This window comes from Flavobacterium sp. RSP49, from assembly GCF_003968735.1.
Lineage (GTDB): Bacteria > Bacteroidota > Bacteroidia > Flavobacteriales > Flavobacteriaceae > Flavobacterium.
Map to the genome: position 1 here is coordinate 49557 of NZ_RYDN01000012.1, position 24561 is coordinate 74117.

Annotated in this window: 18 protein-coding genes; 10 read left to right on the forward strand and 8 right to left on the reverse strand. The window is 35.0% G+C overall.

Going from position 1 to position 24561, the window contains the following annotated elements; translation table 11 throughout:
- Position 1: 1 nt before the first annotated feature.
- Positions 2-856 (forward strand): formyltetrahydrofolate deformylase, encoded by an 855-nt coding sequence (gene purU, locus EKM02_RS08215; RefSeq protein ID WP_126454061.1) that lies wholly within the window; start codon positions 2-4, stop codon positions 854-856.
- Positions 857-1129: 273 nt separating this feature from the next.
- Here the strand turns inward: purU and EKM02_RS08220 are convergent, their stop codons facing one another.
- On the reverse strand, positions 1130-1915 hold the full coding sequence (locus EKM02_RS08220; protein ID WP_126454115.1) for an alpha/beta fold hydrolase: 786 nt from the start codon (positions 1913-1915) through the stop codon (positions 1130-1132).
- Positions 1916-2021: 106 nt separating this feature from the next.
- Here EKM02_RS08220 and EKM02_RS14905 point away from each other — a divergent pair, with 106 nt between their 5' ends.
- Positions 2022-2171 carry a hypothetical protein gene (locus tag EKM02_RS14905; RefSeq protein WP_199734621.1) on the forward strand — a complete coding sequence of 50 codons (150 nt, stop codon included), beginning with the start codon at positions 2022-2024 and terminating at the stop codon, positions 2169-2171.
- Here EKM02_RS14905 and EKM02_RS08225 read toward each other — a convergent pair.
- From EKM02_RS08225 to EKM02_RS08240, 4 genes are all read right to left on the reverse strand, one after another.
- On the reverse strand, positions 2166-2978 hold the full coding sequence (locus EKM02_RS08225; protein ID WP_199734623.1) for an ABC transporter substrate-binding protein: 813 nt from the start codon (positions 2976-2978) through the stop codon (positions 2166-2168). The genes EKM02_RS14905 and EKM02_RS08225 overlap by 6 nt on opposite strands.
- Before the next feature lie 201 nt (positions 2979-3179).
- Entirely contained in the window at positions 3180-4007 is an 828-nt protein-coding gene (pyrF, locus tag EKM02_RS08230) for an orotidine-5'-phosphate decarboxylase (RefSeq protein ID WP_126454062.1), read from the reverse strand.
- 173 nt (positions 4008-4180) lie between these two features.
- Positions 4181-5257, reverse strand: a complete 1077-nt coding sequence (gene prfA / locus EKM02_RS08235; RefSeq protein WP_126454063.1) for a peptide chain release factor 1 — start codon at positions 5255-5257, stop codon at positions 4181-4183.
- 701 nt (positions 5258-5958) lie between these two features.
- Positions 5959-7122: a helix-turn-helix domain-containing protein gene (locus tag EKM02_RS08240; protein ID WP_126454064.1), complete on the reverse strand. Its 1164-nt coding sequence runs from the start codon at positions 7120-7122 to the stop codon at positions 5959-5961.
- Positions 7123-7473: 351 nt separating this feature from the next.
- On the opposite strand from EKM02_RS08240, the gene EKM02_RS08245 reads away from it, so the two are divergent.
- Positions 7474-7773, forward strand: a complete 300-nt coding sequence (locus tag EKM02_RS08245; RefSeq protein ID WP_126454065.1) for a hypothetical protein — start codon at positions 7474-7476, stop codon at positions 7771-7773.
- Between the two features lie 463 nt (positions 7774-8236).
- On the opposite strand, the gene EKM02_RS08250 is transcribed toward EKM02_RS08245, so the two are convergent.
- The gene (locus EKM02_RS08250) at positions 8237-9673 is read right to left on the reverse strand and encodes a glycosyltransferase (RefSeq protein WP_126454067.1); all 1437 of its coding nucleotides are present in this window, start codon (positions 9671-9673) and stop codon (positions 8237-8239) included.
- An 847-nt stretch (positions 9674-10520) separates the two neighbouring features.
- Here EKM02_RS08250 and EKM02_RS08255 point away from each other — a divergent pair.
- The 5 genes from EKM02_RS08255 to EKM02_RS08275 all read left to right on the forward strand — a co-directional run bounded on the left by EKM02_RS08255 (position 10521) and on the right by EKM02_RS08275 (position 18131).
- Positions 10521-12812 (forward strand): DNA topoisomerase 3, encoded by a 2292-nt coding sequence (locus EKM02_RS08255; protein ID WP_126454069.1) that lies wholly within the window; start codon positions 10521-10523, stop codon positions 12810-12812.
- 248 nt (positions 12813-13060) lie between these two features.
- Positions 13061-13540 carry a DUF6265 family protein gene (locus EKM02_RS08260; RefSeq protein WP_126454071.1) on the forward strand — a complete coding sequence of 160 codons (480 nt, stop codon included), beginning with the start codon at positions 13061-13063 and terminating at the stop codon, positions 13538-13540.
- A gap of 188 nt (positions 13541-13728) precedes the next feature.
- A complete protein-coding gene (locus EKM02_RS08265; protein WP_126454073.1) occupies positions 13729-15876 on the forward strand; it encodes a TonB-dependent siderophore receptor in 2148 nt (715 codons plus the stop codon).
- Between the two features lie 63 nt (positions 15877-15939).
- Positions 15940-17067 (forward strand): PepSY-associated TM helix domain-containing protein, encoded by a 1128-nt coding sequence (locus EKM02_RS08270; RefSeq protein ID WP_126454075.1) that lies wholly within the window; start codon positions 15940-15942, stop codon positions 17065-17067.
- Positions 17068-17582: 515 nt separating this feature from the next.
- Positions 17583-18131 (forward strand): PepSY-associated TM helix domain-containing protein, encoded by a 549-nt coding sequence (locus tag EKM02_RS08275; protein ID WP_126454078.1) that lies wholly within the window; start codon positions 17583-17585, stop codon positions 18129-18131.
- Between the two features lie 91 nt (positions 18132-18222).
- Here EKM02_RS08275 and EKM02_RS08280 read toward each other — a convergent pair whose 3' ends face one another.
- Positions 18223-20916, reverse strand: coding sequence for a valine--tRNA ligase (locus tag EKM02_RS08280; RefSeq protein WP_126454119.1), 2694 nt, complete (start codon positions 20914-20916; stop codon positions 18223-18225).
- Between the two features lie 217 nt (positions 20917-21133).
- Here EKM02_RS08280 and EKM02_RS08285 point away from each other — a divergent pair, with 217 nt between their 5' ends.
- The gene (locus EKM02_RS08285) at positions 21134-21520 is read left to right on the forward strand and encodes a DUF1573 domain-containing protein (RefSeq protein WP_126454080.1); all 387 of its coding nucleotides are present in this window, start codon (positions 21134-21136) and stop codon (positions 21518-21520) included.
- Positions 21521-21716: 196 nt separating this feature from the next.
- On the opposite strand, the gene EKM02_RS08290 is transcribed toward EKM02_RS08285, so the two are convergent.
- Positions 21717-23045, reverse strand: a complete 1329-nt coding sequence (locus tag EKM02_RS08290; protein WP_126454082.1) for a PDZ domain-containing protein — start codon at positions 23043-23045, stop codon at positions 21717-21719.
- Positions 23046-23172: 127 nt separating this feature from the next.
- On the opposite strand from EKM02_RS08290, the gene EKM02_RS08295 reads away from it, so the two are divergent.
- Positions 23173-24378, forward strand: a complete 1206-nt coding sequence (locus EKM02_RS08295) for a pyridoxal phosphate-dependent aminotransferase (RefSeq protein ID WP_126454084.1) — start codon at positions 23173-23175, stop codon at positions 24376-24378.
- Positions 24379-24561: the final 183 nt, after the last annotated feature.

Here is a 24561-nt window from a genome sequence, read left to right on the forward strand (position 1 = left end):
AATGCAAAAAATTACAATCCTAATCCATTGCAAAGATCAAAAAGCAATTATTGCTTCAGTTACAAATTATATTGCCTCCATTGATGGCAATATAATTTACCTTGACCAACACGTTGATGCCAATGAGAATGTGTTTTTCATGCGTTTAGAATGTGAATTCACTTTCAAAAATTGGAATATTGAAGCTATTAAAAATGATTTTCAAACAAAGTTGGCTTCACCGTTTAATATGACCTGGGCAATGTACACCCAAGATGAAAAACCAAAAATGGCATTATTTGTTTCAAAATACGACCATTGTTTGTATGATATTTTAGGACGCCACAGCGCTGGTGAATTGCCACTTGAAATTCCTTTGATAATAAGTAACCACAAGGATTTAAAACCCGTAGCAGATCGTTTTAATATTCCGTTTCATTATGTACCTTTTACCACAGATACGAAAGCCGAAGGCGAGCAAAAACAACTGGATTTACTGAAGCAGTATACTATTGACTTTATTGTTTTGGCTCGCTACATGCAGATTATCACCCCTAAATTAATTGCGCAATACCCGAATCAAATCATCAACATTCATCATTCCTTTCTCCCTGCGTTTCCCGGAGCAAAACCCTATCACTCAGCTTTCAAGAGAGGTGTAAAAATCATAGGCACCACCAGTCATTATGTGACTGAGGAATTGGATGAAGGTCCAATTATCGAGCAGGATATTACCCGAGTTACGCACAGTCATTCTATTGAAAATTTCATCATGAAAGGACGTGATCTGGAACGTACGGTTTTGGCAAGAGCCATAAAACTGCATGCCGAGAGAAAAACAATAGTTTATGACAATAAAACGATCATGTTTTTATAGGCTCATTACCCTTTAAAACCTCGGTCTTAAAACAAAAAGATAACTCCAAAATTAAAACCTAAGACAGTCCATTGTGTCACTTGCTGCCGAGTGACCAAAAAGTATGCATTGAAATAAAGTAAAAAACTTAACGTATATACAACAAAGTAATAACAAAATCTTAACAGCAAAACGCCTCTGTAAGTGTGATCTTTGTAGGGTAATAAACTGGTTATTTATTATTTTGGTTTTGGTTAGTTAAAGAATTGCCTGCATTTTTCATGCAGGCAATTTTTATTTAGCAGTGTTTATAAAAGAGAGAACAGCATCGTTAAAAACATTAGGCTGTTCCACATTGACTACATGTCCACAGTTTTGTATTACAAACAACGTAGACGATTTATAATGATTTTCGACCACTTTTTTAACTGATGGTAAAAACATATAATCCTCTTCACCCATCACATAAAGCGTTGGAATGTTTAACTCAACCTGACGGAACCATTTGAGCACCGGATTTATTTCGGCGGTGAGTTTAAACCATTTGATAAATTCTTTTTGGTATAATTTCTTGGCCTCATTGATAAAAAGAACCCGAGATTGTTTGTGACTTTTTTTCGGCATGATGACAAAGGCAAAAAACTGATATAGAACCAAATAAGGCAGTACATATTTAAACAAATTACCCAATCGCATCAATACTTGGGAACGGAAATTCATTTTCAATATCGCACCACCAAGAATCATACTTTGAACTCGTTCCGGATACATTTCAGCCAATTGTCTGATAAGAATGGTACCCAATGAAATGCCAACAAAATGTGATTTTTTGATTGTGAGAAAATCTAAGACTTCCAAAATATCATTGGCCAAAGCCGAAAAAGTATATTTTTGTTTGAAAGCAGTTTTCAGCGTAGGTTTTGATTCCCCGTGACCGCGTAAATCCAATAATAAAACGTTATGCTGTTTCTTAAAATCCCGTATTTGTTTAAACCATATAGACGAACTCCCACCAGCACCGTGAACAAAAGTTACCCATTGGTCGCTGTTTTTATTTTCATAAATGGTATAATTGATCACGTCTTTTTTTTGTAAAAATAGCACATTAATTTTAAATCCCAATCTTAACAAATAATAATGCTTCTTTTGCGATTGTAAAACGTAAGTTTGCACAAAAATTACACCCATGAAAGGATTATTGAAAGAGAAAAGTGAAATAGAAGAGCTTAAAAAAGAGTACCAAAAATTATCAGAACTAAATTTCCTTATCGAAAAGTCTTCTGCTAAATCGATCGTAACAACAGAAAAATTGATTTTAGAGGAATGCGAATTATAGTTTTTGATGCATTTTTTTAAAATAGTCAAACGCTTTTAGCAATCGGCTTCCATACCAAGAAAACATTTCACCATCTACAAATACCGTTTTTGCGTGGTGTGTGTGCCTTCCTATTTCGAAAGCATCTTCCTCTTTGAAAGGATACGGCTCTGATGAAAGAAAAACCAAATCTGGGTCCCCTTCCAAACGCATTTTTTTGAGTTCAATTTCGGGGTAACGTCCAGAAGTCTCGGCATGACCTGCATATATGTTTTGAAAATGGTTTATTTTCAGTAATTCATTGATAAAATTATTAGAACCGGCAACCATAAAAGGATTTTTCCAAATAAAATATGCTACCTTTTGTTGCGGCTTATCTTTTATAAAGTTTTTAAAATCGCTCAGGGCAAAAGCCAATTTATCGTTCCATTTCTGGGCTTCGGTCCTACAATTAAAGAGCTGACCAAAGTCAGTAATCATCTGAAAATTATCTTCGATTGTAATGATATTTGTTACCCAAACCGGACAAATGTTACGCAACTCTTCCACAATCTCCTGTGTGTTTTCCTCTTTGTTACAAATGATGATATCGGGTTTCAACAATCTGATTTTTTCAAAATGCACCTTTTTGGTTCCGCCAACGATTTTCTTGGTAGACTTAAAATGATACGGATGCACGCAGAATTTGGTAATTCCGATGATTCGGTCTTCCAAACCTAAATCAGAGAGTAATTCCGTTTGTGAGGGAACCAATGATATAATGCGTTTTGGCGAAGTTTCAAAAGAATGTATTATTCCGATTTGATCGATTAAAGTTTTTTGTCTCAAGTTTAATGTTTAATGTTTAGTAAATCTAATCAAAAATTATATTTTTAAACCATTTAGAAATTTAGAAAAATTAAGGCGTAAAAAGTTTAGAGGTAAAATTTTTGATTCAAATCTTAGCGCAAGGGTAATAAGACTTAATTTCTTAATGGTTTAAAATGAAGAATGATTTAATTCAAAATGTTTTATAAAAACCCAATAACGTTAAACGTTAAACTTCAAACTCATAATTTCCTCCATTTCCTGTTGCATTTTCAACGCTTCAGCTCTTGCTTTTTCGACAAAATTAGTTCCGTTTGAAGCATAAATAATCGCTCTGGAAGAATTGATCAGTAACCCAACATCTGCATTCATTCCATATTTGCAAACTTCAGCCAGACTTCCGCCTTGTGCTCCTACTCCGGGAACAAGCAAGAAACTGTCAGGAACAATTTTGCGAATTTCAGTGAAATATTCGGCTTTTGTTGCACCTACAACATACATCAGGTTTTCGCTGTTTTTCCAGTTTTTAGATACTTCCAAAACTTGTTTGTACAATTCTTTTCCGTTTAAGTTTAAAATCTGAAAATCAAAAGCACCTTCGTTAGAAGTCAAAGCCAACATAATCGTATGTTTATTTTTGAAAGCCAGAAAAGGCTCCACTGAATCTTTTCCCATATAAGGAGCAACGGTAATACTGTCAAAATTCAAATCTTCAAAAAAAGCTTTGGCATACATGGCAGACGTATTACCAATATCACCACGTTTGGCATCGGCAATAGTAAAAATATCCGGATACGTTGAGTTGATGTAATCGATTGTTTTTTGTAGAGACGTCCATCCTTTCAAACCATACGCTTCATAAAACGCAACATTTGGTTTATAAGCCACAGCCAAATCATGCGTTGCATCGATTATCGCTTTATTGAATTCGAAAATGGGATCTTCCAATTCTAGTAGATGCTGTGGAATTTTAGTCAAATCGATATCGAGTCCTACTGTTAGGAATGATTTCTTGCTTCTGATTTGGTCAATAAGTTGTTGTGTAGTCATTATTGTGTGTTTAAACGCAAAGTTCGCAAAGTTTTTAGCAAAGATTACAATATTATTTTACTACTATCCGTTTTTAGCCCCTATTGAGCCGATATCCTCGCAGTGAAACGAAGAGATAAAGGTAAAAGCGGGAAATAGCTCCAAAAAAAGCCTCAATAAATGAGGCTTAGTTATTAATATACTTCGCTGGCTTCTTTCAGTTTTTCCATGTTGTTGACTAACGCCAACTCATCTACTATTTTCTGAATATCACCATTCATGATATTTCCTAAATCGTACAACGTCAAACCTACACGGTGATCCGTTACACGGCCTTGTGCATAATTATACGTGCGAATTTTCGCAGAACGGTCACCAGAACTTACCTGAGACGTACGCGTTGTAGCATCTTCCGCTTGTTTTTTGGCTAATTCCTGTTCGTACAAACGGGAACGCAAAACACCAAAAGCTTTATCTTTATTCTTGTGTTGTGATTTCTGATCCTGACATTGCGCCACCAATCCAGTTGGAATGTGTGTCAAACGAACCGCTGATTTAGTTGTATTTACGGATTGTCCACCAGGTCCTGACGAACAAAAGAAATCTACACGCACATCATTCATATCAATTTGCACATCAAATTCCTCTGCTTCCGGCAATACCATAACAGTCGCCGCTGATGTGTGAACACGTCCTTGCGTTTCCGTTTGCGGTACCCGTTGTACACGGTGAACACCCGCTTCAAACTTCAAGGTTCCATAAACATCCTCACCGGTAACTTCAAAAATCACCTCTTTGAAACCACCCGAAGTTCCCTCATTCATATCGACCACCGAAGTTCTCCAACCTCTGTTCTCACAATATTTCGTGTACATACGGAACAAATCCCCGGCAAAAATACTCGCTTCATCCCCACCTGTTCCGGCACGAATCTCCACCATAACATTTTTGGCATCTTCGGGATCTTTAGGAATCAACATAAACTTGATTTCATCCTCCAGTTCCGGCAATCTTTCCTTAGCTTCGTCCAGTTGCATTTTGGCCATTTCGGTCATATCCGCATCACTGTTATCGGCAATTATTTCGTTTGCTTCGTCGATGTTTGCCATCAAAACAACATATTCATCGCGTTTTTCAGCCAAAGCTTTTAAACTTTTGTACTCTTGATTCAATTGCACATAACGCTTCTGATCCATAATAACATCCGGCTGAATAATCAAATCCGAAATCTCATCGAAACGTTGTTTTACTATTTGAAGTCTATCTAACATTTTCTTAGTCCTTTATTTCTTCTCGTTTATATTTTGCCCAGAGGCAGAAATAACCTCTAAAGACGATTTTTTTAATTAAATCAAAATCACCTTTTGGTTAAGACTGCAAAATTACGAAAAAAGTATTCAGTTTGCAAGGTTCGTTTTTTGCTATTTCAGCAGCTATTTGTCATTCCGAAGCACGAGGAAACTCATAACGGGCGTAACCCGTGTGATCTCGCATACCAAAATTCGTTTTTAAATATTTTTAGCAACTATTTGTCATTTCGAGGCAAGAGAAATCTCATAATTCAAATGACCTATGTGATTCCTAATCATCTTATTGATATAACACGATAATCTAGAGATAATTCAACTACCAAAACATTTTCCGCAAGTGATTTGACATCTCTCTTAAAACAGCTATTACTTATTTTATTTTTAACTTTTTCAGGAGCTATTTCCTGCTATCCGCTGTATCTTTTTCTGACAAAAAAAGCCAGAAAAAGGATGCCGCTGCTATCAGGGCTAGGGCTCAAAAAAATAAATTCTTAAAGTAAATGGGCGATCCGTATCTGATGGGTTTTGCATTTTATTTGAAAATAATTCCGACAGCAATCATACGTGTACGGAGTTTGTAAAACCGTTGGGGAAATTTTCGTCTCTAGTAGCAGTTCTTCTATTGTTAAAAAATGTAATGTAAGTGGTTTTAATTCTTCAATTTAGATTTCTAAGGATTTTAAATATTCTAATGGTGTCATACCGGTTACTTCCTTAAAGGCTACAAAAAATGAAGTCCTAGACGAAAACCCGGATTTCATCCAAATACCTTCCATAGAATGGAATAATAATGCGTCACTACTTAATTCCTTTTTTGCAAAATCAATTCGAAGTTCTTTTCTTAGAGTTGTAAATTTTATTTCCAATATTACATTAAAGCAATATAATACCTCTTTACTCTTTAAGTTTAATGCACTACTAATATCAGTAATAGCAAAATTAGGATTGAGTAGATTTTTTTCTTTTTTGACAAAATCTAAAATTAATGCTGCTGTAGTTATCAATGATTCATGATCATCTTTATTAAATACAACTTTAGATTTTACTTTATTAGTAAGTTTATTATCTCCATACAATATTACTGGAAAAACTAGCATCAGTATTGGAATTAAACAAAACAACATACTTAAGATATAATTTAAAAGTAATCTTGAATTAATTATTTCCTCACTTGTTGTTAAATCATTTGTTGTGTTGTGGAAATTTAGTGTTAAATTAGTGTATCCGATCGACATTAAAACTATTATGCTATTTATTACTATCAACCATTTAAAAACAATATAATCTTGTTTTTTATCCAGTAATACTTTTTTGTTTTTCTTGTAAAACACAAATAACATTAATAAATTATATGTAGAATACAATAATATGTTTATTGGTCGTAATAGAATATTTATATAGCTTGGATAAAGCCAACTGGTATTAATTTTTGATATGTAATGTGGTCTGTCTAATAAAACTTGTGCAATTTTAAGTTTAGAATCGAAATCCGTAAAAAAATAAGGGAATATAGAAATTAAACTTATTACAAATGGCAAAAAATGTAAGTAATCAGTTTTACTTAATTTAGTTGTGTGAATTAAGGTGTTTCTGGTATAAAAATATAGAAATGGACCAATTAGATATCCTAAAGGTATAATATGTACCGCAAGTACAGCCAAACAAAATTGATTGGGCTCTGTAAAATTAAAATAATGCAACATAGCGATTAGGCTAATGAAAATTAAACTAAAACAGATATATAAAGAATTCTTGTTTTTATGTACATTATTGCGCAACAACAATACACACAAAATAATTACAGATGTTGAAATGAATAAAGTCATTAATTTTTAATTTTGGAGTGCAATTATACAATAATATCTTGATGAAAATTGTAAAAAAACAACAACAGCAGTTCAAAAAATAAAAAAAAGAACTAAGATAAAAAATTAATTCTAGAATTAATTTCCACTTCTGTTTAAAATTCGTAATTTTTATTTTAAAGTATTGATAATCAATATTTTATTATTTTTTTAATAAGTATTTATTTAAAAAATGTAAGTGTTTATTTAAAAATATGAGTTCTGTAAAATACATTTTAGTTCAAAAAATTCAAAAGCGAACTAAAAAATATTGCAGATTATTTTAATATTAAATATTGCTTGTTATTTTTGATTTATTAAACCCAAATAAACATGCATATTTTAAAGTACGTTATTAACGAAAAAAAAATACCCGTCATTTTTAGTAAAGATATTCCGCATTGCGATGTTATGTCTGATGTAATTTCTGCGGGTTTTTTGATAGTTAAATTTGAAATGAATCCACAAAAATTTGCAGTAAAATGTTTTGGTGAAAGTAGCTCGTTAAATAAAAAAAAAGGTGATGAAGATGAAACCTTGATTGAAAATTATCTTAACAATCAATTTTGCTCTATCGTAAATCTAAAAAAAGATAGCTCCGAAGTGTCGGAAGAACAAACGAGAAGCAAATAAAACAAGAGACAAAAAGGATGAGATTGCTTCATTCCACGCAATCACGTAACGCAATCGCAAGGGAACAAACTCAAAAGCAGCAAAAAAGCACGAACCAGATCACTCAGACACCCACAATCGTTAGTGCGGTTTTGAAGACTGTGCTCACAACAGCTAGGATTACGTGCGTGGTACGAACAGTAAAACCTGTATTGAGCAGGCTGTCCCGCTTTTACGGGAAAACCGATTGTACGTCCGGTAACATTATGTACTTATCGTAAAGATTTTATAAGTATTGTTAAGAGAATTTTGTTCCTCTTTCTTTGTGGAGTGGTTTCAGCTTGGTTTTTTAGTGTTTTCTTTCACTCTTGAACACCGATTCGCTTATCCGATTGCTTAAGTAAAAATGATCAAGCAAAAAAAACAACTCGAAATAGCTACTACATATTTCAAGTCGTTTTATATTTAATTTCGGAACAATGACTTATTTTTTTTGGGACAAACCTCGTGTTAACCATCCACTTTTATTAGCGGTAAAAAGAGCATAAGGCAATATCCAAAACAAACTAAAGGTATAAAAAATACTATAGGAATAGGCCCAAAAAGACTCCCTTACCGAATAGCGCTTAGCATAAAATAAAGCCGGAAAACTGGATAAAATCAATATTCCTAGTAGCGTAGAACTAATCAGCAATACCGGATGCGTAACGATTAGAAACACCATAAATAGCAGAAACGGAATAGCCATTATGATTTTTAGCGACTGATTTAAGAACAAAAGTCTGGTTCCGAATTTTGGTCCCTTTCTAAAATTCTTAAAAACATATTTAGCCATCATAATATTTTCACGAACATTACTTCTGCCCCATCTAATGAACATTTTATACAAACCCGTATATTCTTCTGGTACGTTAGTCAAAACCAATGCATTGCTTTGAAATAATACCTGAGACCCTTGTTTTAGTATCATATTCGTCATCGCTCGATCCTCGCCAATATCAGATGGGTTTCCCATAAAGGTTTGGTTAATCCATTCCGGAAGACAAGCAAGCACTGCCGATTTACGATAAGCGGCGGCGGCTCCCGGAGTACATAAAACAGATCCCAAACTACTTTCTGCAGAGCGCATGAATTCAAAACTCATTACGAAACTCACATTTAACATTTTAGGTATAATAGCCTTTTGGTTATTCAATACATGAACATTTCCGGCAACAGCACCACATTCTTTATTAGTGATAAACGGACTTACAAGATTGCGCAAAGTATCTACTTTGACAATTGAATCACTATCTACTGTTACAAAGATTTCTCCGGTACCCATTTCAAATCCACGATGTAATGCCTGACGTTTTCCTCGGTTTTTAGGTTGCTGATAAATGGATAAACGATCCCCTAATCTCAATTTAGCTTGCTGCATCCAGTACCACGTATCGTCGTTACTACCATCATCAATGGCAAATAGCTCCAATTTATGTTTCGGATAGTCACTTGCAGCTAAGCTGATCAAGGTATTCCAAACCAGTTTTCCTTCATTATAAGCAGGAACAATCACAGTACAAGTAGGCAATAATTCGTCCGTAACGGATTCGATAGGTTTATAAGTGAAGTGGTGGTATAGGTTGTATACAAAAACACTTCCGTAAAAGAAAAACAGTACGGTGGTCAAAATCAGAAATGATAGTCCCCACGCAGAATTAACCCGGTCAAGATGTAGGGCTTCAAAATCAGATTGCAAATTATAGACCAGCAATGCTCCAGCTATCAGTAGTAAAAAAGTGCCCAGCAGCACTGAGACAGCTGACAGGCTGCTGTTTCTCTTAAATCGTATCATTAGTGATCTTAAATTAATTCGAAAAACGGAACTGATATCAGGACTAGGAGCATAAGTTTGTTTTAAAATACGTGTTTCATTTTTCATAATTGTATTGCTAAAAATTATAGGTAATTGATTTTTATTAAAATTGCCTTATTCATTTTCAATTTATTTACAGCTTATGCAAATAAACAATTCATTAAAATGGACAGAAGCAATTATATAGTTCGATTTAGCAACACTTGTTCCAATTTTATTTGTAGATGATAATCAATAGATTACGAAAAAAAATAAAAAAAAAGTGAGCAATAATTACACAATTTAAATTTATTTACACAACTATTTCCCCACTAAAACCTCGTTATCAGAAGCTTTCCACTCTTGCACACAAACAGATATAAATGCATAAAATATTGCAAGACCGGAACGCTTATTTCTGCTATTACTAGAAAAATCTGTTTCACTATTTTATATTTTTTTTCGTTATTATGAAAACAAAACAAAATCTTTAGCCCTAATGGAAGCGGCATCTCCCGATATAGAAAAACAAGGCTTTTTCAGCCGTAGATTTTATTAATCGGGAATACAGCGGACAGCAGGACGGTTCTTCGTATAGAAAAACAGTCGTTCTGCTCCTAATAAACAGCACGTCCTAACCGTTCATAACTCCACAAAATTTCTTTTTAATACCAATTTGTAAATTCCTAATTTGCGCCCTCAAAATAAGTAGCAAAAATGAAGGTCTGTATTACCGATCGCTCGAATATCCATAATCGTTAGCGCAGAATTGTATTCTGTGCCCATAACGATAAGCAAATAAATAATAGACCAACTGAATGGGATTGCTTCGTTCCTCGCAATGAATCACATACCAGTTCATAACTCCTGTCGATTTCTTTTTAATACCAATTTCTAAATTCCTACTTTGCACCCCTTAAATCAGTAGGAAAAAATGAAGGTCTGTATTGCCGAAAAACCAAGTGTCGCACGCGAAATCGCATCCGTTTTGGGAGCTAATACCAAGCATGACGGATATTATGAAGGCAATGGTTATGCGGTCACCTACACTTTTGGGCATTTATGCACACTAAAAGAACCTAACGATTACAAGCCCCATTGGAAAAGTTGGGATTTGAACAATCTGCCCATGCTTCCCGACAAATTCGAAACCAAAGTGGTCGAGAATTCGGGGATCCAAAAGCAATTCCGAATCATAAAAAGCCTTTTCGACAAAGCCGAGTTGGTCATCAACTGCGGGGATGCCGGGCAAGAGGGTGAACTTATTCAACGCTGGGTGATGAACGAAGCAAAGTACAAAGGTGAGGTACAACGCTTGTGGATTTCTTCCTTGACCACCGAAGCCATAAAAGAGGGTTTCCAGAACTTGAAACCATCTGCCAACTATGATAATTTATACTATGCAGGATTTTCCAGAGCCATTGGCGACTGGTTACTGGGCATGAATGCCACGCGCTTGTACACCGTAAAACATGGCGGATACAAACAAGTTTTGTCTATTGGCAGGGTGCAAACCCCAACATTGGCAATGGTTGTGGACCGATTCAAGGAAATCGAGAATTTCAAACCGCAACCGTATTGGGAGTTGCAAACTTTATACAGAGAAACGCTTTTCAGCTATGAAGAAGGACGCTTTTTAAAAAAAGAAGATGGCGAACTCTTGGCCAATAAGGTCAAGGAAAGTGAGTTTGAAATAGTTTCTGTCGAAAAAAAGAATGGCAATGAGTTCGCACCTAAACTATTTGATTTAACAGGATTACAGGTGTTTTGCAATACCAAATTTGGTTTTACGGCAGATGAAACACTCAAAATTGTCCAAACTTTGTACGAACAAAAAGTGGTCACATATCCCAGAGTTGATACGACGTTTTTGCCCAATGATATCTATCCTAAAGTGGCTGGGATTCTGAAAAACTTGACAAATTATGCTGTGTTGACGCAACCGCTTTTGGAAAAAAAGATAAAAAAATCACCCAAAGTTTTCAACGATAAAAAAGTTACGGATCACCATGCGATTATTCCAACGGGGATTCAATCCAACTTGCAATACAATCAGCAGCAAGTATATGACATAATTACCAAGCGATTTATAGCCGTATTTTATGACGATTGTTTGGTTGCCAATACAACCGTTATTGGGAAAGCAGCAGATGTAGCCTTCAAAACGACAGGAAAAGAAATCATGAAAAAGGGATTTCGCATAGTCTTTGAAGACCCAAACGCCAAAGAAAAAGAAGCCGACATTTTACCGAGTTTTGTTGTAGGTGAAAAAGGGCCACACGAACCCTCGTTTTTAGAAAAGGAAACCAAACCACCGAATCAGTTCACCGAAGCTACTTTATTGCGCGCTATGGAAACCGCAGGCAAGCAAGTAGACGACGAGGATTTACGCGAATTGATGAAAGAAAACGGTATTGGGCGTCCCTCCACGCGAGCTAATATTATTGAAACGCTTTTTAGACGCCAATATATTGTAAGAAACAAAAAACAGGTATTGCCAACACCTACGGGAGTTCAGCTTATTGATACGATTCAAAATGATTTGGTGAAATCAGCTGAACTCACCGGCTCTTGGGAAAAGCAGTTGAAAGATATTGAAAAAGGAACTTTTACCGCTGCTGCGTTTATTAAGAACATGAAAAACATGGTAGAAGCTTTGGTCTATGAAGTGCGAAGTGAAACCAGACGTGCCAATATCTCGCATGCAGGAAGCATTCAAAAAGAAGTTGTTAAAGTCGAGAAAAAGAAAGCCGCGGGAATTTTGGCGGAAGCCTGTCCAAAATGCAGAAAAGGAACACTTATCAAAGGAAAATCTTCCTTTGGATGTACCAATTATAAAGCTGGCTGCACGTTCCTATTGCCTTACACTTTTGCAGAGAAAAAAATATCCGAGAACCAATATTTGCGATTACTACAAAAAGGATCTACTGTAAACTTAAAAGATTTTAAAACTGATGCCGGCACTGTGGAAGGTTTACTTCGTTTTGACGAAAATTTCCAACTCAAATTAGAAGCCAAGAAAGCTTTAAAAAATGTCATTCCGGACGAATTAGCCTGTCCGAAATGCAAGAAAGGAACGGTGCTAAAAGGAAAAACGGCTTATGGCTGCAGCGGTTATAAATCAGGCTGTGATTTCAAAGTACCTTTTGATGTGGTCAGAGCAAAACTGAAAGATCAAAAACCAACTAAAGAATTGGTTTATATTATTTTGAATGAAAGTGTTTAAATTTTGTTTTAACCATATAAGTCATAAAAGAGAGATATTTTGTTACATTGGCTGAAGAGACCGTTGGTTAAAACATTCTTTATAAACTATGCGACTTTCCTTAAATGAACTGTTTTGTCCTTTATTCTATTCAAATTAAAAACTTATATGACTTATATGGTAAACCTTTGATTCCAAAACTAAAAAAGTGACGTTATTCTATTTTTTATTAATTTAGCAGTTCAAAATAAAACCAAATATTTACACCAATGTTTCAAAAAACAACTCTTATATTACTTTTGTTAACCATTTTTTCCTGCAAAGAATCGGATGCAAATGAATTAGAAAAAATGAAAGCCGCCAATTGGATTTTAGGAAATTGGGAAAATAAATCCGTTGATGGAAATCTTTCTGAAACTTGGAAAAAAGTAAACGACAGTACTTTTGAAGCGCAATCCTATTTTATCAAAGAAAAAGACACTTTGCATTTTGAATCTATTATTTTGCAACAAAAAGGAGAAGAATTAACGTATTCAACTATGGTAAAAGGACAAAACGAGGATAAAGCAGTCGCATTCAAGTTGACAACGACAACTGAGAAACAACTGGTTTTTGAAAACCCGAAACATGATTATCCTCAAAAAATTATTTATAGTGAAATCAATCCAGACAGTATAGTGGTAAAAATTTCAGGAATCCAGCAAGGAAAACCCAGTTCCGAACAATATTCAATGAAAAAAATCAACTAAAATTTTAACATTTTAGTTCCAATCAAAACCTTGCTCGAAATAAGCAAGGTTTTTTTATGCCGTTAAAAAACTGTTTTGCAGTGGAATAAAAATTAATTTTAAATATTATCTATAATTAGTCTAAATAAGTTTTGTTAAGAACAAAAGCACTCTTATATTTGCAACTTATTTTTAATTAATCTAAATAAATGAAAAAGATACCTGCCTTTTACCTGTTCGTTTTGCTTTTTGGAATAACGGTTACTGCTCAAGAAAAGAAAGAGCAAGAAAAAGATACCTTAAAAACATTGAAAGAAGTGATTATAAACACCAACAAATACAGGTATAAAAGAGAAAAAAGCACCACCGTCTCTAAAATGCCTTTGAATAATATTGAAAATCCACAGGTGTACAATACAGTTACCAGCGAGTTAATGAAAGAACAAGTGGTCACTAACTTTAGTGATGCGCTAAAAAATGCAACTGGAATCACGCGTCTTTGGGAATCAACCGGGCGTGGCGGCGACGGTGCTGAATATTTTTCTATGAGAGGTTTTTCAGTTCAGCCAACAATGATCAACGGGCTTCCCGGAATCAACAACGGAAGTATTGATCCGGCCAACGTGGACAATATTGAAGTGATCAAAGGACCTTCAGGAACATTATTTGGCAGTAGTTTGATTTCATACGGAGGTTTAATAAATATTGTAACTAAAAAACCTTATTCAAGATTTGGCGGAGAAATCAGTTATAATGCCGGATCGTATGGTATGGATCGCCTTACTGCAGATGTAAATATCCCGCTAAACACGGATGTTTCCGTACGAATCAATACAGCCTACCAAAAAGAAAATTCGTTTCAGGATGCCGGTTTTGGCAAATCCTTTTTCTTTGCGCCTTCCTTGAGTTATAAAGTTAGTGATAAACTTTCGTTCTTGATCAATACTGAATTTACGAACCGAAATTCATCAAATGCCCCGATGCTTTTCTTGAACAGAAATTCCGCTCTATCATTTGATTCGATGGAATTATTCGAAAAAAACTATACAAAATCATTCACTTCAAACGAGCTGTCCATCAGCAATCCTACTTATAATTTACAGGCTCAAATGTTTTATAAAATATCGGATCAGTGGACTTCGCAAACCGTATTATCCAGAAGTAACAGTAAAACAAATGGGTATTATTCCTATTTATTTGATGCATCAAACGGAAATGATTTTACACGATTCATTTCTAAAAGAAACGGAGAAACTTTAGCAACGGATATTCAACAAAATTTTATTGGAGACTTTAAAATTGGAAACTTAAGAAACCGATTGGTTGCCGGTGTCGATTATTATAAATCAAATATTATAAACGGGAGTACCGGTTGGGTTGGAAACGGAATTGTCTCCTTAATCGATGGATCAGATACCGGAGATTTGACCCAAGCGGGAGTTGATAATCTTTTAGTAGATTCGTTTGACGGAAATTCAACTGCTGAAGTTGAGGTTATTAGTGCGTACGCCTCTGATGTGTTGAATGTTACCGATAAATTATCGGCAATGATCAGTTTGCGCGTCGATCATTTCAAATCGAAAACAGCGACCGAAGAAAACAGCCAAGCAGCCGTTTCTCCAAAATTCGGTCTGGTTTATATGTTGATTAAAGATAAAGTTTCGGTTTTTTCAAATTATATGAATGGCTTTGTAAATGTAACGCCACGAGAAGTTTCTGAAGTGGATGGTTCTAATCCAAGAATGGAATCTTTTGATCCGGAGCAAGCTAATCAATATGAATTTGGATTAAAAACAAACTTATACAAAGACATCATTTCGGCATCGATTAGCTACTACAACATTGATGTGAAAAACCGATTAATGACGGATCCAAACAATATTAATAACGCAATTCAGGGCGGTGAAGTCAACAGTAAAGGAGTTGAAATCAGTTTTACGGCAAACCCAATGAAAGGATTTAATGTGATTGCCGGATTCAGTAATAACAAAAGTGAAGTTACAAAAGACAATCCCGGTGATGGATATTTAGGATTAAGACCTGAAGAAGCCGGACCAGAAACGCTAGTAAATTTTTGGGCAAATTACACGTTGACTTCCGGGAAATTAAAAGGATTCGGTCTTGGATTTGGCGGAAACCATGCCAGTGAATATAAAACGTTGAACAGAGCGAATATCGGAACATTTGCCTTACCAAGTTATACCATATTAAATTCGGCTTTGTCGTATTCGAATGATAAATTCAATTTAGCTTTAAAATTAAATAATATATTAAACGAAAAATATTATTCAGGCTGGTCTACTGTAACTCCACAGCGATTAAGAAGTGTAACTGCCGGTTTGACGTATAAATTTTAAGATTCCTAATTCGTTTTGTCTAACTAAACTCCTCTTTTCCTGGAGGAGTTTAATCCATTTATAATGAAAAATAACACCTTAAAAAAAGCAATCCTAAAAATCCATCTTTGGCTTGGCTTATCCTCAGGCATACTTGTTTTCATAATTGCCATCACGGGAAGTTTGTATGCCTTTCAGGAAGAAATACAAGATTACACCGATGAGTACAGGTTTGTTTCAAAACAGGAAAAACCATTTCTATTACCTACGCAATTGGAAGAAATTGCCCGAAAAGAAATTCCGAACAAAGTGTTACATGCTATAAAATACAATGGTTCTGTCAAATCAGTGGAAGCTATATTTTTCCATTACGAACCTTCCTATCATTATATTGTGTACCTCAATCCGTATACAGGTGAAGTCCTTGAAAAAACCAATATGGATGATGGGTTTTTTAACTTTATTCTTGACGGTCATTTTTATCTTTGGCTGCCTCATGAAATTGGACAAACCGTTACAGCATCGGCAACTTTAGTATTTTTGATTCTGCTGATTACGGGAATGATTCTTTGGTATCCAAAAAATAAAAATGCTGCCAAACAACGGTTTTGGTTTAAATGGAAAAAAGGATTAAAATGGAAACGTAAAAACTATGACTTGCATAATATTACTGGCTTATACGTGCTAATAATAGCCGTTATTTTTGCAATTACGGGTTTAGTCTGGGGTTTCCAATGGTTTGCTTATTCTTATTATACGGTTCTTGGTGGAGAAAAATCATTGGTTTATGAAGATCCTATTTCGACTATAAAAACAAAAAAAGTAAATAAACCGCTGGATCAAATTTGGACTTTGATGCAAAAAGAATATCCAAAAGCAAAATCTATAGAAGTGCATCCACCGGAAAGTGCCAGTTCTTCTATTGCTGCAAATGCAAATCCTGAGGAAGGCACGTATTGGAAAATAGACTATCGTTATTTTGACCAATACAACCTAGAAGAACAAAAAGTAGATCACCTTTACGGAAGGTATAAAGAAGCTGAAATTGCCGACAAACTGCTGCTCTTGAATTACGACATTCATACGGGTGCCGTTTTTGGAATAGCCGGAAAAATATTTGCCTTTTTAATCAGTTTACTTATTGCGAGTCTTCCAATAACCGGATGCTATATTTGGTGGGGAAGAAACCGAAAATCAAATGTTAAAATTTAATACTTTGATGACGATAACTGTTACAAAAGAAAGTTTTTTTTTAAAACACTATTATTCAGGATGCCATAAATAATTTTAATTTACTATTCATCATTTAATTAAATAATTTTTGTTGAATGAAATTCTGATTCTACATTTGCATTGTTATTTTTATTCTATCCAAATAAATAATTATGAAAAATAGTTTAATACCCGTTTTGACTTTTCTGTTCACCAAAAAAGACTTTGCACAAGAAACACCTGACACAACTGAAAATTTCTAAATCTTTTGGTACAAGCGGCAGTCTTGTAGTAGAGGATATTTTAGCAAGAACATCATAGCATACAGTCAATTTGAGTTTTTTTTGCAGATTGTCAAATATTACAAATGTTTTGAATTATACCGTACATGAAAATTACAGTGTAAACCCAACAGCACCTCGTCAAGTGATGACCAGCTTAAAATATAAATTCTAATTAAACCTTTTACCAAATAAAAAGTCTGATACATAATTCAAAACCTAAAATTCAAACCCATGATGAAAATAAAAGCAAGAAATTTACACCGTGATTTAGGGTATTTCTATATCGGATTAATTGTTTCTTTTGCCATCTCAGGACTTATGATGAACCACAGAGAATACTGGCATCCGGAAAAATACACTACCGAAACCAAGGCGATCCAAGTAAAAGTTTTTGCTGAAAATGAAATTAATGAAAAATTTGCTGAAGATTTAGGCAAACAATTGGGCATCGATGATAAAATGAGACGTCAAATGGTAAAAAAAGGAACCTTTAAAATTTCTTTTGAAAAACACGATGTCGAAATTGACCTGAAAACTGGAAAAGGAGAAATTGTTTCCTTCTCTAAAACGCCAATTATCAGCCAAACGATGAAATTGCATAAAAACACCTCTAATTTTTGGATTTATTATTCTGATATTTTTGCGATCAGCTTAATCATTATTGCCTTAACAGGAACGGTTATGATTAAATCCGGAAAATTCAGTTGGAAAAACAGGGGTTGGAAACTGGCAGTTGCCGGAATTATATTTCCGTTATTATTCTTGTTTTTATTTGGCTAAATTTCTGCTTCAACCCTGCTAAACCAAGTTGACACAAAAAAGAACCCGACCCATATTCAAAATGGGTCGGGTTTATATATTTTAACTATGTCTATTTTAAACCCGCCAAACTGTGCTCGATAGTTTCCATTTTTGCCAGAGCATCTGCTTCTTTTTGTCTTTCGTTGGCTAAAACTTTCTCCGGTGCACCAGCCACAAATTTCTCGTTGGCTAGTTTATTTTGTACTGATTTCAAGAAACCTTGCGTATAGACTAACTCCGCCGTCAGTTTAGCAATTTCAGCTTGTACGTCAATATTTCCGGTGATTGGGATGAAATATTCATTCGATTTGACACGGAAAGACAAGGCGCCATCCACTTTATCCAAAACATATTCTAAGGAAGTCAAGTTTCCTAATTTAGTCACCACCGAATCAAAATAAGCCGAAGTATTGTCATTATTGACAATTTTAAATTCAATTGCATCTTTAAACGGAATATTCTTGTCTTTACGGATCGTACGAATTCCGGAAATAACCTCCATTGTGTTTTCAAAATCAGCAATTAAACGGGAATCAAACGGTTTTATTTCTGGCCAAGTCGAAACGATTAATGCTTCATCTGTAGTTCTTTCGGCAAGAATTTGCCAAATTTCCTCTGTCAGGAACGGCATAAACGGATGCAATAATTTTAAATTATTTTCAAGCATTGCTATGGCTTTCGCCAAAGTAACGCTGTCAATTGGCTGTTGGTACGCCGGTTTTATCATTTCCAGGAACCAAGAGCAGAAATCATCCCAAACCAGTTTGTAAATTCCCATTAAAGCTTCGGAAATTCTGTATTTTTCGAAATTGTCTTCGATTTCTAGAAGTGTTTGTTGCAACTTGGCTTCATACCATTCGATTGCTACTTTTGAAGATTCCGGTTGTGGAATCGTTTCCGAAACTTCCCAACCTTTAATCAATTTAAAGGCATTCCAGATCTTATTGGTGAATGCTTTTCCTTGGTTGCACAATTCTTCGTCAAACATAATGTCATTTCCGGCAGAAGCGCTCAAAAGCAATCCAACACGAACACCATCGGCACCAAATTTTTCTATTAAGTCTAAAGGATCCGGTGAATTCCCTAATGATTTAGACATTTTACGTCTTTGTTTATCCCGAACTAAACCAGTCAAATAAACATTTGTAAAAGGTTTTTTTCCTGTGTACTCATATCCTGCAATAATCATTCTCGCTACCCAGAAAAACAAAATATCCGGACCAGTTACTAAATCATTGGTTGGATAATAGTATTTAAAGTCTTCACTTTCCGGATTCATTATACCTCCAAAAACGGACATTGGCCACAGCCATGAAGAAAACCAAGTATCTAAAGCATCGACATCTTGCTTCAAGTCAGAAGTGAGAAGTGAGAAGTTAGACGTTTTTTCTTTGGCTAAAGCCAAAGCATCCTCAATATTTTCGGCAACAACGAAATCTTCTTTTCCATCTCCATAAAAATAAGCTGGAATTTGTTGTCCCCACCACAATTGACGCGAAATATTCCAATCGCGAATGTTGTTTAGCCAATGGGCGTACGTATTGTTAAAACGTGCTGGATGCAATTTAATTTCGCCATCAACCAATACGGATTGAATTGCCGGTTTTACCAAATCTTCCATTTTCAAGAACCATTGGTCTGATAAACGAGGCTCGATAACTGCTTTGGTTCTTTCCGAAGTACCTACTTTATTTAAGTGTGTTTCTGTTTTTGCTAAAGCACCTATAGTCCCTAGTTCTTTTGCAATTTCTTCACGAACCACAAAACGATCTTTCCCTTGGTAATGCAAACCAAAACTATTCATCGTTGCATCTTCGTTGAAAATATCAATAATCTCCAAATTATGTTTTTCTCCCAATGCCTTGTCATTCATGTCGTGAGCTGGGGTCACTTTCAAACAACCAGTACCAAATTCTATGTCTACATAGTCATCTTCGATAATAGGAATTACTCTTCCGCAAATAGGCACAATCGCTTTTTTGCCTTTCAAATGAGCAAAACGTTCGTCATTTGGATTAATACAAATGGCACTATCTCCAAAAATGGTTTCCGGACGCGTAGTTGCTATGGTCAAAAATTCTTCCCCCAACACCTCAGAAGGAGGGGAGTTAAAAGTCTCGGCTCCCTCTCCTTCGGAGAGGGCTGGGGTGAGGATTTTATATTGTATGTAATATAACTTTCCTTGTTGTTCTTCATAAATTACCTCTTCATCAGACAAAGTCGTTTTGGCTTCCGGATCCCAGTTTACCATTCGGTATCCTCGATAAATCAAACCTTTGTTGTATAAATCTACAAAAGAACGAATCACTGAGGCTGACATATCAGGATCCATTGTGAATTTTGTTCGATCCCAATCACATGAACAGCCCAATTGTTTGAGTTGTTCCAGAATTACACCGCCATATTTATCCGTCCATTCCCAGGCATGCGCCAAAAATTCTTCACGTGTTAAATCATTTTTATGGATTCCTTCAGCTTTTAATTTGGCGACCACCTTAGCTTCTGTAGCTATTGAGGCATGATCCGTTCCCGGAACCCAGCACGCATTGAACCCTTTAAGACGCGCTCTTCTTATTAATACATCTTGAATAGTATTGTTCAACATGTGTCCCATGTGTAAAACTCCAGTCACATTAGGCGGTGGAATTACGATAGTATATGGTGTTCTTTGATCCGGCTCTGAGTGAAAATATTTATTTTTCATCCAGTAGTCATACCACTTATTCTCAATAGTTTTAGCGTCAAATTGTGCAGGAATAATCATTTTATTGTAGGTCATTTAATCGTTAAATTCAATTGTTTGTTGGTTCCGTTAAACCAATAACCAGATCAACAAATACCCTTGTAGACTTTGGTCTGATATTTGTAATTCTGATAGGTCACAAAAGTAAATAATTAAGTAGACTATAAAAAGGGAAATAAAAATTTGTGCGTTAATTAAAACAAAGTATATTTACTTTAATGAATTTAAAAAAATGAAAATGAAAAAAATATTAATTTTATTTGCATTCACATTAATTAGCACCGTAGGATTTGCTCAAAATGGCCCTAAAATTGAATTTGCTGCAAAAGACAATACAATCGATTATGGGAGGGTTACCAAAAATGATAGTGGAACCCGTAATTTTATTTTTACGAACACTGGAAATGCGCCATTACTTATTACAGATGTACTTTCTACTTGTGGGTGCACCATTCCAACAAAACCAACCGAGCCAATTATGCCGGGAAAAACAGGAAAAATATCCATAAAATACAATATGGCTCCCGGACCAATTAGAAAAACAATAACTGTTGAATCGAATGCCGTGAATTACGATTCCGGGAGAGTCGCTTTAAAAATAAAAGGGGAAGTAGTTGCAAATTAAATCACGCAATTGTGATTTATTTAAAACAAAGAGATACTGCTTTCTCAGACTTTCGCGTTAAGGAGCCAATGAGCAAAAACACTATTCCTCTAAATCCAATGTGTCCTATTTGATTTTTACCCGACCTACTTGATGGATTTAAATTCCATGTGTACACATCAATACGCTTCCTGAAACCCTCTGGAGGCGTTTTTTGTTAGAGAAAATCCTGTAACTGAAATCTAAATTTCAGAATCTGACTGTTTCTTTCCACTTCCAATGTTATCCATTTTTCCTCCTCAGATCTAAAGAGAGAATTAACTTTTTGCAACGAATATCTATAAGCAGGAGCGTTATTGATTAAAATAATAATATCGCCTTTTTGTACTCCTGAATTTGCTGCTGGCGAATTATTTCTAACATTTGCGATCTCATAAATAGGCTTTAATTGGAATTTATACTTAAAGTCATTGAGTACTTTAGTTTCGCCTGACTCATTATATTTTGGTAACAAAGGGACGGTTTCCATCCGAACAGTTTCCTGAACCCACTGTAATCCGTTGTGCTGGATCTCTACTCCGCTTTTATTGTATGCAAAAGGATCGTTGTAAAGACTATTTTTTTTTACATACATTTCTTTTTTGGGGTAATTAAAAATAACGGTAAATCTTTTCATAATCTCTCCTCCTACTGATCCCATCCGATCAGGAACCATAGTAACATTCCTAATTGAAGTAGAGTCCGGGAAAGCTACTATTGGATTATTAAATACAAACTGATTCATTGCGAATTTTTGAATTCTGGCTCTTTTTCCTTCAACATCACCACTAAATCCTCTGCCCAAAAAATCAGAAAAATTTTTCGAGGGAACTTTAAGAAATTCGGAGCGATCCTGAAACAACCATATTGCATCACTATTTCCTATATCAATCAGCAACTTGACCACCAATTCCTTATTATTCAACAACACCGTACCTTTTAAATACGGCTTTGATTTCTCGATAGCGATAGGAATAGTTTTGAACTTTCTAACTATTTTTTTTCTATTTTTAGCGGTATCGCTATAGACTATAACTCTCTTTTTAGAGTAATTAATTTCAACCAGATTATTTCTAAAAAACTGAAATCCTATAATTCCGTTTACAGGAATCCCAATATGAGAGGATAAATTAAAATCCTGATTCAAAACAATATAAACCATATGATCCGCATACAACATGCTGCCGAATTGCAATATATTATTGGTCGATTTCAATCCCTCGACCGCCTCTTGACTCCCTAATCCTCTTAATAGTACTTTTTCCGCGTTAAAAAAACGAACTTCTTTTTTTTCTTCCAAACTAAATAATATGGTCTCTTCCACACCGGAATCCAATAAAAAATTCAATTCAACTCCATTCACTTTTATAGGCAGAAGCACTAAATTATTGATCAACTTGAAAGGCACACTAATTTTGTCTCCATTTTTTTCAAACTGAAATCCTTGCTGCGCCAAAACACTGTATATCGAGAAGATTAAAAAAAATAAATTTAGCGTTCTTTTCATTGTGCTAGCTTTTTATAAAAATACTAAAAATATAAAACAAAACCTTGTTTTATATGATATATCCGGGCATAAATTGTGATAAATTCGAAAAAAAAATCGCAAATTTGCAATTCAATAATTTAAAACTATGCCAACAATATCAAATAAAGGCAAACAAATGCCTGAATCACCAATACGAAAATTGGTTCCCTACTCTGAAATAGCGAAAAATAAAGGCCATAAAGTATACCATTTAAACATTGGCCAACCCGATATCAGAACTCCTGAAGTTGCTATGAATGCGGTTAAAAATATAGATTTAACTATTTTAGAATACAGCCATTCCGCCGGGAATGAAAGCTATAGAAAAAAATTAGCTGCCTATTATACAAATCAAGGAATTCCTGTACATATTGAAGATATTATAATCTCCACTGGAGGATCTGAAGCCTTGATGTTTGCTATAGGCAGCACGATGGATCATGGTGATGAGATCATTATTCCGGAACCATTTTATGCAAATTATAATGGATTTTCAACCGCATCAGGAGTTTCTGTAGTTCCAGTAATCTCGAGTATTGAAACCGGCTTTGCATTACCGGCCGTAGCTGATTTTGAAAAGCTGATTACGCCAAAAACAAAAGCGATCCTGATTTGTAATCCAGGAAATCCAACGGGTTATTTATATTCAAAAGAAGAAATCATGCAACTGGCTGCCTTAGTCAAAAAACATGATTTATTTCTAATTTCTGATGAAGTATATCGTGAATTTACTTATGATGGTGATGTCCATTATTCTGTAATGAATGTTCCCGGGCTTGAAGAACATGCAATCATGATTGATTCTGTTTCAAAAAGATACAGCATGTGCGGTGCCAGAATAGGATGCATTGTTTCTAAAAATAAGGAACTGATGGCTACTGCAATGAAATTTGCACAAGCAAGATTAAGTCCACCAACGATTGAACAGATTGCAAGCGAAGCTGCTCTTGACACTCCACAAAGTTATTTTGACGAAGTAATTTCAGAATATAGAGAACGCAGAGACACTTTGATTGAAGAATTAAATAAAATAGATGGCGTTATTGTAAGCAAACCAAAAGGGGCTTTTTATTGTATTGCGCAACTACCAGTTGCTAATGCCGATGCTTTTGCGCAATGGCTATTAGAAAGTTATGACCTAAATGGAGAAACAGTAATGGTAGCGCCAGCAGCCGGTTTTTACTCTACTCCGGGAATGGGATTAAATCAGGTTCGAATTGCTTATGTTTTAAAGAAAGAAGATTTAATTAGCGCAGTACGAATCCTGAAAGCAGCGATCCCTGTTTATAATGCGACACTAACGAACGTATAATCAAACACATTTTGGTAGACATCCCCTTTAGGGAACCGGAACTATTTTATAAAAGGCAGTAACGAGTTCGTTATTGCCTTTTATTTTTAGATCCAAAAAAGAGAGTATAACGGGCGGCTGAACCAATAAAGTAGTCTTAAATAGTAGGAGCGATAGAAATTTTTTAATTTTTATTATTTACCT